12 protein-coding genes are annotated in these 13,870 nt (G+C 76.2%); 4 read left to right on the top strand and 8 right to left on the bottom strand.

Annotation, left to right across the window (positions count from 1 at the left end; translation table 11 throughout):
• Positions 1-29 precede the first annotated feature (29 nt).
• Both FB00_RS05510 and FB00_RS05505 read right to left on the bottom strand, forming a co-directional pair.
• Positions 30-1,370: an NtaA/DmoA family FMN-dependent monooxygenase gene (locus tag FB00_RS05510; RefSeq protein WP_047231850.1), complete on the bottom strand. Its 1,341-nt coding sequence runs from the start codon at positions 1,368-1,370 to the stop codon at positions 30-32.
• Entirely contained in the window at positions 1,367-2,314 is a 948-nt protein-coding gene (locus tag FB00_RS05505) for an LLM class flavin-dependent oxidoreductase (RefSeq protein WP_197088753.1), read from the bottom strand. The genes FB00_RS05510 and FB00_RS05505 overlap by 4 nt, the downstream gene beginning before the upstream one ends.
• A 148-nt stretch (positions 2,315-2,462) precedes the next feature.
• On the opposite strand from FB00_RS05505, the gene FB00_RS05500 reads away from it, so the two are divergent.
• Together FB00_RS05500 and FB00_RS05495 are read left to right on the top strand one after the other, a co-directional pair.
• Positions 2,463-3,098, top strand: a complete 636-nt coding sequence (locus FB00_RS05500) for a nitroreductase family protein (RefSeq protein ID WP_047231848.1) — start codon at positions 2,463-2,465, stop codon at positions 3,096-3,098.
• A 110-nt stretch (positions 3,099-3,208) separates the two neighbouring features.
• A complete protein-coding gene (locus tag FB00_RS05495) occupies positions 3,209-3,931 on the top strand; it encodes a GNAT family N-acetyltransferase (protein ID WP_047231847.1) in 723 nt (240 codons plus the stop codon).
• A 10-nt stretch (positions 3,932-3,941) separates the two neighbouring features.
• Here the strand turns inward: FB00_RS05495 and soxR are convergent, their stop codons facing one another.
• The gene (soxR, locus tag FB00_RS05490; protein WP_047231846.1) at positions 3,942-4,412 is read right to left on the bottom strand and encodes a redox-sensitive transcriptional activator SoxR; all 471 of its coding nucleotides are present in this window, start codon (positions 4,410-4,412) and stop codon (positions 3,942-3,944) included.
• 159 nt (positions 4,413-4,571) lie between these two features.
• Between soxR and FB00_RS05485 the strand changes: the two genes are divergently transcribed.
• Both FB00_RS05485 and FB00_RS05480 read left to right on the top strand, forming a co-directional pair.
• Positions 4,572-5,603 carry an alcohol dehydrogenase catalytic domain-containing protein gene (locus FB00_RS05485; RefSeq protein WP_047231845.1) on the top strand — a complete coding sequence of 344 codons (1,032 nt, stop codon included), beginning with the start codon at positions 4,572-4,574 and terminating at the stop codon, positions 5,601-5,603.
• Positions 5,600-7,048 (top strand): MFS transporter, encoded by a 1,449-nt coding sequence (locus FB00_RS05480; protein WP_047231844.1) that lies wholly within the window; start codon positions 5,600-5,602, stop codon positions 7,046-7,048. Before FB00_RS05485 ends, FB00_RS05480 begins: the two co-directional genes overlap by 4 nt.
• A gap of 24 nt (positions 7,049-7,072) precedes the next feature.
• Here FB00_RS05480 and FB00_RS05475 read toward each other — a convergent pair whose 3' ends face one another.
• From FB00_RS05475 to nirB, 5 genes are all read right to left on the bottom strand, one after another.
• Positions 7,073-7,963: a sirohydrochlorin chelatase gene (locus tag FB00_RS05475; protein WP_082141025.1), complete on the bottom strand. Its 891-nt coding sequence runs from the start codon at positions 7,961-7,963 to the stop codon at positions 7,073-7,075.
• Positions 7,960-9,051: a uroporphyrinogen-III synthase gene (locus FB00_RS05470; RefSeq protein ID WP_047232004.1), complete on the bottom strand. Its 1,092-nt coding sequence runs from the start codon at positions 9,049-9,051 to the stop codon at positions 7,960-7,962. Before FB00_RS05470 ends, FB00_RS05475 begins: the two co-directional genes overlap by 4 nt.
• Positions 9,052-9,176: 125 nt before the next feature.
• The gene (gene cobA / locus FB00_RS05465; protein ID WP_047231843.1) at positions 9,177-10,538 is read right to left on the bottom strand and encodes a uroporphyrinogen-III C-methyltransferase; all 1,362 of its coding nucleotides are present in this window, start codon (positions 10,536-10,538) and stop codon (positions 9,177-9,179) included.
• Positions 10,535-10,969: a nitrite reductase small subunit NirD gene (gene nirD, locus FB00_RS05460; RefSeq protein WP_047231842.1), complete on the bottom strand. Its 435-nt coding sequence runs from the start codon at positions 10,967-10,969 to the stop codon at positions 10,535-10,537. Before nirD ends, cobA begins: the two co-directional genes overlap by 4 nt.
• Positions 10,966-13,698, bottom strand: coding sequence for a nitrite reductase large subunit NirB (gene nirB / locus FB00_RS05455; protein WP_269429994.1), 2,733 nt, complete (start codon positions 13,696-13,698; stop codon positions 10,966-10,968). Before nirB ends, nirD begins: the two co-directional genes overlap by 4 nt.
• Between the last annotated feature and the right edge of the window lie 172 nt (positions 13,699-13,870).

Here is a 13,870-nt window from a genome sequence, read left to right as displayed (position 1 = left end):
CGGCGTCAACGAGCGACAGCCGGCGCGCGTCATCCCGCAGCGGCTCGGAGCCGGTGGCGCACGGGCGCACGCAGGCCGAGGTTCTCGCGCAGCGTCGTCCCGGGGTAACGGGTGCGGTAGACGCCGCGCTCCTGCAGCTCGGGAACCAGCCGGTCCACGACGTCGTCGAACCCGTCCGGGACCGACTGCGGCGTGAGGTTGAGGCCGTCGAGCTCCCCGGCCCGCACGGCCGCCGCCAGACGGTCGGCGACCGACGACGGCGTCCCGACGAACGCCGCCGCGGCGTGCAGCGAGTCGACGAGGCCGCGCACGGTCAGTCCCTGCTCGGCGCTGAGCCGGCGCCACGCGGCCGCGGTCTCCACCGGGTTGTCGCGGCTGTTGACGACGCCGTGGGTGCGCGTCTGCTCGGCCGAGACGGGGTCGACGTCGGGCAGCGGGCCGTCGGGGTCGAGCCACGAGAGGTCGCGCCCCCACACGGCCTCGATCACCGCGACGACCATGCGGTCGGTCCAGGTCCGGCGGTGGAACCACTCGGCCTTCTCCCGCGCCTCCGCCTCGGTGTCCGCGAGCGTGACGCTCGCCGCGGGGAAGATCCGCAGGTCGTCGGCGGGTCGGCCGTGCGCGACGAGCCGACGGCGCAGGTCGGCGGCGAACGCGGCCGCCGGTGCGGGTTCGAGGTACCGCGAGAAGATGCCCTCGGCGTGCCGGGCGGCGAAGTCGCGCCCCTCGTCGGACTCGCCCGCCTGGAAGATCACCGGCGCGCCCTGCACCGACGGCGGCAGGGTCGCGGCCGCGACGACGTCGTGGTGCGCCCCCGTGCGACGCACCGTGGCCCCCTGGTCCGCGTCCCACAGCGCGTGGACGATCGCGAGGTGCTCCTCGGCCGAACGGTAGCGCTCGGAACGGGCCAGATATCCGCCGCGGCGGAAGTTCGCCCCGGTCCAGGCGTCGTTCGTCGTGACGACGTTCCAGCCCGCGCGCCCCCCGCTGAGCCGGTCGACGGTCGCGACCCGGGCCGCGAGGTCCGCCGGAGCCATGAACGTCGTGTTGAGCGTCGCGACGAACCCGAGGTGCCGCGTCCGCGCGGCCAGGTGCGCGAAGAGGACGAGCTGGTCCGGCCGCCCGGTCACGACCGTGTCGTTGACGCGCCCGAGGTGCTCGCGCAGCCGCTGGCTGTCGCCGAGGAACATGGCCGAGAAGAGCCCCCGCTCGGCCGAGCGCGCGAGCGCCGCGTACGTCTCCGCGTCGTAGTAGGTCGTCGGGTCGGCCACGGACGTCCAGTCGTAGTGCGGGCCGAACGGGAAGAACGCCGCGAGGTGCAGCTCGCGGCGGGACGTGCCGGTGGCCGAGGGGGGCGTCGGTGCGCTCATGGTCGTGCTCCGATCGTCGTGGCGGCGTGGTCGGTCCGACCCGCCGGGCGCTCCAGCCCGAGCTGGTCGCGCAGCGTCCTGCCAGGGTCGGGCGGCGGGGCGGTCAGTCCCCGTGCACGGAGCGTCGCCAGGACCTGCCCGACGGCGGCCCACGCCTCGTCCGACCGGTCCGGCACGAGGCGGACGACCAGCGGGTAGGGGCGCGTGCGCTCGTCCGGTCCGACGAGGGACGCGTCCGCGCCGGCGACGCGGCCGACGACCTCGACGGCACGACCCGGCTCCCCGGTGACCGCGACGTCGACGAGCACGGGTCCGGCGGCGACGTCGACGGCCGCCGGTTCGCCGACCACGGTGACGTCGCGGGCCCCCGCAGGGAGCCAGCGCGCCTCGGCGAGGACCGGGACCTGGCCCTGCGGAGGCCGTGGCAGCAGCGCCGGGCCCTTGACCGAGACCCGCTGCCCGACGAAGTCGACGTGGCGGACCCGCTCGGCGTCGAGGAAGCGGCCGGTCGCGCGATCGGCGACCAGGGCGCCGTCCTCCCACGAGTCCCACAGCAGCCGGGCCGCCTCGACGACCTCGGCCACGTCCTGCGCCAGCGCCGTCGCGTCCTCGGACCCGACGGGCTCGGTGCCGTGCGCACGGGCGTGCGCGACGTCGTCGACCACGTCGAGCCACCACCCGGCCCGGCCGCGGGAGACGCGGTCGAGGCTGGAGAGCTGGTTGGACAGGTGGAACGGCTCGGCGTGCACGGGGTTGACGACGGCCACGAGGCCGACGCGCTCGGTCCACGCCGCCGCGAAGGCGGCGGCCTCGACCGCGGTGAGCCCGCCGTCGGGCCCGGGCGCGAAGGTCAGCGCGTGCACCCCCGCCCCTTCGAGCGTGGCGACGCGCGCGCGGAGGCTGTCCGCGTCGTCGTGCCTCCCCGTGTCGACGTGCACTGCCACCAGCACGTTCGTGACCGGCACTTCCGTGACCATCTGCTCCCCCGTCCGAGGCCTGTGGATCAGGACGCGCCGCGGGAGATGACCACCCTGCGAGACGACGGCCGGGACCCGCGAACGCGCCGGATGGTAGCCCGTACCCTCGGCGACCGTGACCACACCTGAGGATCTGTCCATCCTTCGAGCGCTCCACTCCACGCCGTCGCGCCGCTACCTCTCGCCGGAGCCGGTGCCGGACGACGTGCTCGACGCGATCCTCGACGCCGCGGTCCGCGGACCCAGCGGGGGCAACCGCCAGCAGTGGGCGTGGGTCGTCGTGCGGGACCCGGCGACCAAGGCGCAGATCGCCGAGTGGTACCGCGAGGGGTGGCGCGCCGCGTACGGGGACCGCCGCGACGCCGTCCTCGGGGCCGCGACCGACGACGCGGGCGTGAGCGACGCGGGCTTCCGCGCCGTCGAGCACCTGGCCCTGCACCTGGAGGAGGCGCCGGTGTGGGTCGTGCCGGTGCTGCGGAACGCGGCGGGCTCGACGGACCCCCGGCTCGGCGCCTCGATCTACGGCGCGGTGCAGAACCTCGTGCTCGCCGCCCGGGCCTACGGGCTCGGGACGACGCTCACGACCTTCCACACGGTCCGGGAGAGCGACGTCGCCGCGCTGCTCGGCCTGCCCGACGACGCGCTGACGATGGGCCTGGTCCCGCTCGGCTACCCGGCGCGCGGGCGCTGGTCCGAGCCGCGCCGTCGGCCCCTCGCGGAGGTCGTCCACCGGGACCGGTGGGAGGGCTGAGCACACCTGGAAGAGGCGCGCGCCCGCGAGCGTTCGCCCCGGAGGACGCGCACGGCCGGACGACCGTGACGACGGCACGGCACCCGGGCGACCGGGCGAGGAGGAGCAGCATGACCGCGACGAGCACGCAGGCCCACGCCACCGGCGTCGACGACGCCCCCCTGGACAACCCGTCCTGGAGCGCCCTCACCGGCGCCCACGCACACCTTGCCGAGGGCGACGACCTCGCGCGGCGCTACCCGGCCGACGTCTCGCCCATCACGGGCGTGCGCTCGTGGGACGACCCTGGCGTGTGGGACGCGATCGCCGCGCTCGTCGGGCCGGGCGGCCGGTTCTCCGCGCCTCCCGTGGGCGTCGAGCCGCCGGAGGGCTGGACGCTCGAGGCACGCGTGGAGGGGGTCCAGCTCGTCGAGACCGAACGTCTCGTCACCCGTCCCGACCCGCAGGCGGTCGTGCTCGGCGCGGCCGACGTGCCGGAGATGCTCGCGCTCGTCGAGCGCAGCCGCCCCGGGCCGTTCGAGGCCCGCACCTACCTGCTCGGGCGCTACGTCGGGTTCCGGGACGACGCCGGCCGGCTCGTCGCTATGGCGGGCGAGCGCCTGCACCCCGCGGGCTGGACGGAGATCAGCGCCGTGACGACCGACCACGACCACCGCGGTCGTGGCCTCGCCTCGCGCCTCGTGCGCGACGTCGCGTTCCACGTGCAGGAGCGGGGCGACCGCGCGTTCCTGCACGCCGCGGCCGAGAACACCGGCGCGATCGGTGTGTACGAGCGGCTGGGGTTCGCACTGCGCCGCCGCACGAGCTTCGGCTCGTTGCTCGCGCCGGCCTGACGTCCGGCGCTCAGTCCTCGATCCCGTCCACGAGCAGGGTCCGCGGGCCGGGGCCCTCGTCGGCGAGCGCGTCGTGCGGGTTGACGAGCACGCACTTGCGCAGCGACAGGCACCCGCACCCGATGCAGTCCGTGAGGTGGTCACGCAGGCGCGTGAGCTGCTCGATGCGCGCGTCGAGGTCGGCGTGCCACCCGGCCGACAGGCGGTGCCAGTCCTTGGCGGTGGGCGTGCGGTCGCCGGGCAGCGTGGCGAGCGCGGCACGGATGCGCGCGAGCGGGATGCCGACACGCTGCGACGCACGCACGAACGCCACCCGGCGCAGCGTCTCGCGCGCGAAGCGCCGCTGGTTGCCGGGGGTCCGGCGGCTCGTGATGAGCCCCTCGCGCTCGTAGAAGTGCAGCGCGGACACCGCGACGCCGCTGCGCGCGGCGAGCTGGCCGACGGTGAGCTCGTCGTTCGGGGACGGGGCGTCGTCGGGCACGCGGGCTCCTCGCCGGACGGCCGCGACGAGGACGCGCCGCGGGCTGCTTGACCTCAACATTTGTTGAGGTTCGAGACTAGCAGGGCGCGCCCGGACCGGGCGCGTGCCGCCGCCCCGGCGCGGCCTGAGGCGGCGACGACCCGACCCGAGGAGCACCCGATGGACGCCATCCGTCTGCACGCGTTCGGACCGCCCGAGAACCTCGTCCTCGAGCAGGTCCCCGACCCCGTCCCCGGGCCCGGTCAGGTGCTCGTCGCCGTCCGCGCGCACGGCGTCCACCTGCTCGACACGACCCTGCGCCGGGGCGAGGCGACGGGCGGCCCGCTTCCTCTGCCCGACCTGCCCACGGTCCCCGGGCGCGAGGTCGCCGGGGTCGTGGACGCCGTCGGGCCCGGGGTCGACGCCGCGTGGCGCGGACGCCGCGTCGCCGCCCACCTCGGCGCCACGCCCGACGGCGGCGGGTACGCGCGGCTCGCCGCCGTCCCCGTCGAGGCGCTGCACCGCATCCCGGACCACGTCACCGCGCCGGACGCGATCGCGATGATCGGGACCGGCCGCACGGCCGTCGGCATCCTCGACCTCGCCGAGCTCGACGCGACCGACACCGCGATCGTCACGGCCGCGGCCGGCGGGCTCGGCACGCTCCTCGTGCAGAGCGCGCTCGCGGCCGGGGCGCGGGTCGTCGCGCTCGCGGGCGGCCCGGAGAAGGTCGCGCTCGTGCGCTCGCTCGCCGGGGAGGCGCACGCCGACCGGCTCGTGGTGATCGACTACCGGGTGGACGGCTGGCTCGACGCGGCGCGCGCCGCCGTCGGGCAGCACGCCCCGGCCGGGGCGACCGTCCTGCTCGACGGCGTCGGCGGGGAGGCGGGCACGGACGCCGCCGCGCTCGTCGCCCCGGACGGGCGCCTCGTGCTCTTCGGGTGGTCGTCGGGCGAGCCGAACCGCGCCGGTGACGTCGGCCACGGCGCCGGGAAATCCGAGGCCCGAGCAGGGACCGACGACGTACGGTGGGCCGTAGGACCCCAGGCCCGACCCTGGGGAGACCTGTTCGACCTGCAGGAGCGCGCGCTCGCGCTCGCGGCGGACGGGACGTGGCACGTCGTCACGCACCAGGTACCCCTCGCGGAGGCAGCGCGCGCCCACCGCGAGCTCGAAGCGCGCGCCACCACCGGAAAGGTCGTTCTCGTATGACGGCGGACCCCCGCACCGACGCCGACGCGCCGGTGCACGGCACCCCCGACGCCCCTGCCGCCGGCACGCTCTCCCCCGGGACGCAGCGCACCGTGCTGTTCGGCATGGTCGCGTTCGTGTTCCTCGGCGCGTTCGAGGCGCTCGCCGTCGCCACCGCCATGCCGACCGTCGCCGTCGAGCTCGACGGCCTCACCCTGTACACGCTCGCGTTCGCCGCGTCGCTCGCGTCGAGCGTCGTCGGCATGGTCGCGTCCGGTCGCTGGAGCGACCGCGCGGGCCCGACGACGCCCCTGTGGACGGGCATCGGCCTCTTCCTCGCCGGCCTGCTGGTGGCCGGCCTCGCGCAGGACATGCTCGTCCTCGTCGCGGGCCGCGTGCTCCAGGGCGTCGGGACGGGCCTGTACATCGTCGCGCTCTACGTGCTCGTCGCACGCGTGTTCCCCACCGACCGGCGGCCGAAGGTCTTCGCCGCGTTCGCCGCGGCCTGGGTGATCCCGTCCATCGTCGGCCCCGCCATCGCCGGGCTCGTCGTGGAGCACGTCGGCTGGCGGTGGGTCTTCCTCGCGGTCCCGGTGCTCGCCGTCCCGGCGCTGATCCTCATGCGCCCGGGGATGCGCGCCGCCCGCGGCTCGGGTCCCGAGGACGCCGCCTCCCCCGTGCCCGACGACGCCGAGTCGCCCCTCGACCGGACCGCGCGTCAGGCGTCGCTCGCCTGGGCCGTCGTGGCCGCCGTGGGGATCGGGGCGCTCAACTACGCGGGCCAGCTCCGCGGCGTCGGGCTCGTGCTCCTGCTCGTCGCCGCGCTCACGGCCGTCGCGCTCGCCGTCCCGCGCCTCCTGCCGCCGGGCACGACCCGCGCCGCGCGCGGCCTGCCGAGCGTCATCGCGATCCGCGGCCTCGTGGCCGCCGCGTTCACCGGCGCCGAGGTGCTGCTCCCGCTCCTGCTCTCGCACGAGCGCGGCCTCGCGCCGTCGCTCGCGGGCGCCGTGCTGACCTTCGGCGCGGTCGGCTGGTCCACGGGCTCGTGGCTGCGCGGCCGCGCGACCTGGGGGCTCCAGCACGCCGGGTACGTGCGCCTCGGCGGGACGCTCGTCGCGCTCGGCATCGGCGGTGCGGCGCTGCTCGCGTGGACCGCCGTCCCGCCCGTCGTCGGCATGGTCGCGTGGACCCTCGCGGGGCTCGGCATGGGCATGACCCACCCGACGCTGTCGGTGCTGACGCTCGAGCTCTCACCCGTCGCCGAGCAGGGCGCCAACTCGTCCGCGCTCCAGGTGTCCGACGCCGTCGCCGCCGCCACCGCGCTCGCCGTCACCGGATCCCTCCTGTGGGCCCTGCACCCGACGCTCGGGCTCGCGTCGTACGTCGTCTGCTTCGGCGTCACGGTGCTGCTCGCCGCGGGCGTCGCCCTCCTGGCCCCTCGCACCCGCCCGACCCTCACGAGGTAGCACCCCGGTCACGCGACCAGGGTTCTAGCTCGGCCGGTCGAGCGTGGCCGCGGCGGTGGCGTAGCGGTCGAGGACGATCTCCGTGAGACGGGCGTCGGGGGCGAGCGGGGCGGTGACGACGTCGCCGCCGGCCTCGAGGACGCGGTCGTAGAAGAAGCCCGGCGCGAGCAGGTAGGCCGCGACGACGACGCGCCCGCCCGGGGCGAGGTCGGCGCGGGCGGCGGCGACGGCGTCGGGCACGGAGGGCTTGGCCATGGCGCCGTAGCCGACCGTCACCGGGCCGGGCACGCGGTCGCGCAGGCCCGCGGCGAGCTCCTCCACGTCGCGCGCGGCACCCGGACGGCTCGACCCGGCGGCGGCGACCACGACGGCATCCTCCGCACGCAGGCCGACGTCGGCCAACCGGTCGGCGAGGAGGTCCACGAGGCGGGGGTCGGGGCCGAGCGGGGTCGACGCGGCCGCACGACCGGTGCCGGGGCCGCGGTCCTCGACCGCCGCCGCGACGTCGACGCTCACGTGGAACCCGCCGGACAGCAGGAGCGGCACGACGACCGCGTCGCCCGGCTGCGCGCCGTCCGCGACGGAGGTGTCGTCCGGCGCGGAGCCGTCCGGGCCGTCCGTCGCCGCGGACGGGTCGACGACCGACGTCACGACGTCCGCGACCTCGGGCTGCTGCACGTCGACGAACGCCTCGCGCACGTCGAGGTCGGGCCGCGCGGCGCGGACGTCGTCGAGCAGCGCGCGGATCACGTCGCGGCCGGTGAGGTCGTTCGTGCCGTGCGAGCAGCCGACCAGCACGGGCGCGGCACTCGCCGACGCCTCGCGACCGGCCTCCCCCGGCCGCGCCTCGGACGAGTCGGACGACGCTCCCGAGGGGACAGCGCCTCCGAAGAAGGTCGAGCTCTCCGCGCTCATGCGAGCTCCAATCGGTATCCGCGCTTGACGACGGTCTTGACGAGGTCGCGCCGGCCGGTCGCCTCGCGCAGGCGGGCGACGGCGACCTCGGCGGCGTGCGGGTCGCGCGAGTCGCCGGGCAGGACGTCGAGCACGTCGTCGCGCGTGACGACCTCGCCGCGGCGCGCGGCGAGGAGGCGCAGCACCTCGAGGCTGCTGGGCGAGAGGGGCAGCACCTCGCCGTCGAGCACGGCGACGCGCGAGCGGATCTGCAGCGCGCCGGCGACGGTCGCGAGCGCGACGGTCTCGGCCTGCTCGTAGTGCGCGACGAGCGTGCGCACGAGCGCGCCGAGGCGTCCGCGCTCGGGCTGGAGCGGTGTGACGCCGCGGTGCTCGAGCGGCTTCGCGGTGATCGGCCCGACGGCTGCGGCGACCATCGACCCGTCCTGGAAGCGCGACACGACGAGGCGGCCCACGCCGTGCTCCTCGGCGGCGCTCAGCCACGCCTCGGCGCCGGGGGCGGACGTGAACACGACGGCGTCGATCTCCCCGACGGCGGCGGCCTCGACGGACGCGCGCAGCGCCTCGGGGTCGGGCGGCGGCCCCCAGCGGTAGACGACGAGGCTCGCGACCTCGGCGCCCGCCTCGGCGAAGACGACGTCGAGGCCGTCGGCACCGGCCCCGTGGTGCTGGACGGCGATGCGCAGCCCGGCGACGCCCTCGCCGAGCAGCACGTCGGCGATCTCGGCCGACGTCTCCGACTCGGCGACCCAGTCGGCCGTGAGCCCGGCGGCCTGGATCGCGCCGCGCGCCTTGGGCCCGCGCGCGACGATCCGCGCGTCGGCGAGCACCTCGAGCAGGCGGTCGGCGAGGCCGTGCGCGTCCGCGGCCTCGACCCAGGACCGGAAGCCGATCCCGGTCGTCACGACGACGACGTCCGGCGGGTGCTCGACGAGGTCGCGCGTCCCGGCGAGGAGCTGCTCGTCGTCGGCGTGCGGGATCATGCTCAGCGCGGGTGCGTGGCGGACCTCGGCACCCCGGCGCTGGAGGGCGGCGGCGAGCTCGCTCTTGCGGCGGTCGGCCGTCACGAGCACGGTGCAGCCGGCCATGACCTGGCCGAGGGCGGGGCGATCGACGTCGGGGACGGACGCGAGATCGACCCGAGCGTCCGAGATCGACCCTCCGTGGGTCGACGTCGCGACGGGCGGGTCGATCTCGGTGCTGCCGGTGCCGGTCACGCGACCGTCGCCGGGTCGAGCCGTCCCTCGGCGGCGACGTCGCCCACCACGATGATCGCCGGGGGCCGGACCCCGGACTGGGCGGCGCGCTCCACGACCTCGCCGAGCGGGGCCCGCGTGACGCGCTGGCGCGGCGTCGAGCCGCTCTCCACGATCGCGACGGGCAGCGCGGGGTCGGCCCCGGCGCCGAGGGCCTGGGCCGTGATGCGTGCGAGCTGCGAGACACCCATGAGGACCACCAGCGTAGCCGTGCGGTCGCGCACCCCGGCGAGCGCGGCCGCGTCGAGCCCGTCGTGCCCGCTGATCACGTGGAACGCGGCGACCGTCCCCCGGTGCGTGAGCGGGATGCCCGCGAGCGCCGGGACGCTCAGCGCGCTGGACACGCCCGGCACGACGTCGACCGGAACGCCCGCCTCGCGGCACGCGATCACCTCTTCGCCGCCGCGCCCGTAGACGAACGGGTCGCCGCCCTTGAGCCGCACGACGCGCCGGCCGCGCTGCGCCTGCTCCACGAGGATCGCGTTGATCTCGTGCTGCGGCACGGGGTGGTTCCCGGGCGTCTTGCCGACGTCGATCACCTCGACGCCGGGCGCGAGCTCGTCGAGCACGTCGACCGGTCCGAGGCGGTCCGCGACGACGACGTCCGCCTCCGCGAGCGCCCGGCGTCCCCGGACGGTGAGCAGGTCGACGGCGCCGGGTCCCCCGCCCACGAGCGTCACGCTCCCGAGCCCGCCCGACGCCGGGCGGTGGCGCCGCTGGTCGGCCCCGCCGGAGCGCAGGTGCTCGGCGATCGCGTCGCGCACCGCACGCGCCCGCCGCGGGTCCGCGCCGCGCCGCTCGACCGAGGAGTCGGCCGCTCGCCGCTCCCCAGCGCGACCGACCGCTGACAGGTGCGCGGGTGGGACGTCCGTGACGACCCCGACGAGCACGTCGCCGCTGTGCGTCGTCGCGGGCGTGCGCGCGGTGCCCTCGTGCGCGGCCCCGGCGTTGACGCACCAGGTGCGGCGCGCCGCCGCCCACGCGGCGACGGCGCGGTTGGTCCCCGAGTCGTCCGTCGCCGCGAGCACGAGCCACGCGTCCTCGACGTCCGACTCGCGGACCTCCCGCGGTGCCCAGGTGACGCGACCGCCGGGTGCAGCCTCGCCGTCGGACCGCCGCTGGGCGGACGACGGCGCGAGGAGCGGGGCGTGCAGCGAGGCCGCGACGAGGTCGCGCAGGTCCTCGCAGACCTGGGGTGCGACGACGCGCACGTGCGCGCCGTCGTCGGCCATCTCCCGCGCGCGGCGGGCAGCGACGGGGCCGCCGCCGGCGACGAGGACCGTGCGCCCGGCGAGGTCGAGGCCCACGAGCGTGGTCACGGCGCACCGTCCGCGGCGGCGTCCGGACGGGCGACGGGACGGTCGCCCACGTGCACGACGCCGTCGCGCACCTCGACGGGCCACGTCGCCAGGTCCGGGGCGAGGCCCTGGACGGGCACGTACCCGGCGGCCTCGAGGCACCGACCGGTCGCGAGGTCGAAGACCTGCTTGTACATGGGCCCGGCGACCGTGGGCACGCCGCCACGCGTGCCCACGATGCCGCGCGACATGACGTTCGCGCCCGAGTACGGGTCGCGCTGCTGCACGACGCGCACCGTGTCGTCGGGGAGGCGGAACAGCGCGACCTGCACCCCGCCGACGAGGGCGGCGGCACCGCGCTCGACGAGGAGGTCGCGCAGGAGGCAGACGCGCTCCCACTCCGTGGTCGCCGAGGCCGCAGGACCGACCTGTTCTGCTGACGCGACGCTCATCGACGGACCTCCAGGGTCGTGCCGGCGATCACCACGGGGCCGGCGGGGACGGTGGCGAGACCCGCGGCGCGGGCCTCCTCGAGGGCGGCGCGCTCGTCCGCCGTCACGGGCCGGATCTGGCCGCGCTCGGTGACGTACGCGAGGTCGGGGTCGGGCTCGGCGGGCGCGTTGACGAACGAGCCGAAGCGGCGCAGCTTCTCCGGGTCCTCGAGGACCGCGCGCCACTCGTCCTCGTAGTCGCCGACGTGGCGGGCCATCGCGGCGTCGAGGTCGGCGCCGAGGCCGAGCGAGTCCTCGACGACCACCTCGCGGATCGCGTCGAGGCCGCCCTCGTAGTCCTCGACCCACGCGGCCGTGCGCTGGAGGCGGTCGGCCGTGCGGATGTAGTACATGAGGAAGCGGTCGATGGTCCGGACGAGCGCCTCGTCGTCCAGGTCCTCGGCGAGGAGCTGCGCGTGCCGGGGCGTGAACCCGCCGTTGCCGCCCACGTAGACGTTCCAGCCCTTGTCCGTCGCGATGACGCCGACGTCCTTGCCGCGCGCCTCGGCGCACTCGCGTGCGCACCCGGAGACGCCGAGCTTGAGCTTGTGCGGCGAGCGCAGGCCGCGGTACCGCAGCTCGAGCTCGACGGCCATGCCCACCGAGTCCTGCACCCCGAACCGGCACCACGTGGACCCGACGCACGACTTCACGGTCCGCAGCGACTTGCCGTACGCGTGCCCGGACTCGAACCCGTGCTCCACGAGCCGGCGCCAGATGTGCGGGAGCTGCTCGATCCGCGCCCCGAACATGTCGATGCGCTGGCCGCCCGTGATCTTCGTGTAGAGCCCGAAGTCCTTGGCGACCTGACCGATGACGAGCAGCCCGTCGGGCGTGATCTCACCCCCGGGGATGCGCGGGACGACGGAGTACGTGCCGTCCTTCTGCATGTTCGCCATGACGTGGTCGTTGGTGTCCTGCAGCGTCGCCTGCTCGCCGTCGAGGATGTGCCCGTTGCCGAGCGACGCGAGGATCGACGCGATCGTGGGCTTGCAGATGTCGCAGCCGCGCCCCGCGTCGCGGACGAGCACGGCGCCCTGGGTGTCGGTCACGGGCTCAGGCACCCGACCGAACCGCCCGACGATCTCGCTGAACGTGTGCAGGCCGGCGACGCGCACGGCGTCGAAGAGCTGAGCGCGCGAGAGGTCGAAGTGCTCGCACAGCGCGTTCGAGACCTCGACCCCGGCCCGGGCGAGCTCGGTCGTGGTGATCTTCTTGACGAGCGGCAGGCACGACCCGCAGCTCGTCCCCGCGCGCGTGCACGCCTTGACGCCCGCGAGGTCGGTACACCCGTGCTCGGTGACCGCACCCCGGATCGTCCCGGCGCTGACGTTGTTGCACGAGCAGACCGTGGCGTCGTCGGGGAGCTCGAGGCTCGGCGCCCCGCCCCCGGATCCCTCGGGGAGCAGGAACGGCCCCGGGTCGCCGGGCAGCTCCGTCCCCAGCATCGGCCGCAGCGAGGCGTACGGCGACGCATCGCCGACGAACACGCCGCCCAGGAGTGTCCGCGCGTCGTCGGACAGGACGAGCTTCTTGTAGACGCCCGCGACCGGGTCGGCCCAGACGAGCTCCATCGCGCCCTCGGTGCGGCCGAACGCGTCGCCGAAGCTCGCGACGTCGACGCCCTGCAGCTTGAGCTTGGTCGCCGTGTCCGCACCGGGGAACGTGGCCTCGCCGCCGAGCAGGCGGTCCGCAACGACCTCCGCCATGGCGTAGCCCGGCGCGACCAGGCCGATGCACCGGCCCTCGATGCACGCGACCTCGCCCACGGCCCACACGTGCTCGTCCTCGGTGCGGCACGCCAGGTCGACGACGGCGCCCCCGCGCTCCCCGATCGCGAGCCCTGCCGAGCGCGCGAGCTCGTCGCGCGGTCGCACGCCCGTCGCGACGACGACGACGTCCACGTCGAGCCGGCCGCCGTCGGCGAAGTCGAGCCGGCCGACGTGCCCGGTCTTGCGGGAGACCTTCATCTCCTTGGTGCCCGTGTTGCATCGGACCGCGATGCCCATGCCGTTGATGAGGCGCTTGAGGGCCTCGCCGCCGCCCAGGTCGATCTGCGCGTCCATCATGTGCGTGCCGAACTGGATGACCGTGGCCTGCGCGCCGAGAGCCTTGAGCGCGCCCGCCGCCTCGAGGCCCAGGAGGCCGCCGCCGATCACCGCGCCGCGCACCGGCCGCTCCCAGCCGCCCTCGGTCGTGGCGGTCCGGCGCTTCTCCTCGACCCACCCGCGCAGTGCGGCGACGTCGTCGATCGTGCGGTAGACGAACACGCCCGGGAGGTCGTTGCCCGGGATGGGCGGCATCGCGGCGCTCGACCCCGTCGCCAGGACGAGCTCGTCGTACGCGTGCACGCGCCCGAGCCGGTCGGTGACGGTCCGCGCGTCGCGGTCGATCGACGTCACCGCGCAGTCGCGGTGCAGCGTCACCAGGGGGTCGTCCCACAGCGCCGGGTCGCCCAGCGTGAGCTCGTCGGCGTCGCGGGCCGAGAAGTAGCTCGTCAGGGCGACGCGGTCGTAGGGCTTGCGCGGCTCCTCCGCGAAGAGCGAGACACGCCACGCGCCCTCGGTGTCGCGCGCACGCAGCGCCTCGACGAGCCGCTGCGCCACCATGCCGCCGCCGACGACGACGAGGTGCCGGGGGGGCGCACCGGGTGCCGGGGCGGGGGCGGGATCGGTCTGAGGTCCGGTCACGGCGGGCTCCTGGTGGATCGGGGGCGGGAGGCCACCTCCCCGGCCCGCCGACCGGGTCGTCCCCGGGGCCTTCCGGGAAGGCACGATCGACGCTACGGACGGGCGGTTTCGCGACCGTGCCCCGTCCGTTGCCCGTCCGTAACGGTGTTCTCACCCGGCCGGTCGGCGAGGT

The sequence above is a fragment of the Cellulosimicrobium funkei genome (assembly GCF_001019615.1).
Classification (GTDB): Bacteria; Actinomycetota; Actinomycetes; order Actinomycetales; family Cellulomonadaceae; genus Cellulosimicrobium; species Cellulosimicrobium cellulans_E.
Note: the sequence above shows the minus strand (reverse complement) of the source record. Positions and strands in the feature narration are given on the sequence as shown.

Coding starts and splice junctions, on each gene's coding strand:
- FB00_RS05510 (WP_047231850.1), bottom strand. CDS start 1,370: ATGAGCGCACCGACGCCCCCCTCGGCCACCGGCACGTCCCGCCGCGAG.
- FB00_RS05495 (WP_047231847.1), top strand. CDS start 3,209: ATGACCGCGACGAGCACGCAGGCCCACGCCACCGGCGTCGACGACGCC.
- FB00_RS05485 (WP_047231845.1), top strand. CDS start 4,572: ATGGACGCCATCCGTCTGCACGCGTTCGGACCGCCCGAGAACCTCGTC.
- FB00_RS05480 (WP_047231844.1), top strand. CDS start 5,600: ATGACGGCGGACCCCCGCACCGACGCCGACGCGCCGGTGCACGGCACC.
- FB00_RS05475 (WP_082141025.1), bottom strand. CDS start 7,963: ATGAGCGCGGAGAGCTCGACCTTCTTCGGAGGCGCTGTCCCCTCGGGA.
- FB00_RS05470 (WP_047232004.1), bottom strand. CDS start 9,051: ATGGCCGGCTGCACCGTGCTCGTGACGGCCGACCGCCGCAAGAGCGAG.
- nirD (WP_047231842.1), bottom strand. CDS start 10,969: ATGAGCGTCGCGTCAGCAGAACAGGTCGGTCCTGCGGCCTCGGCGACC.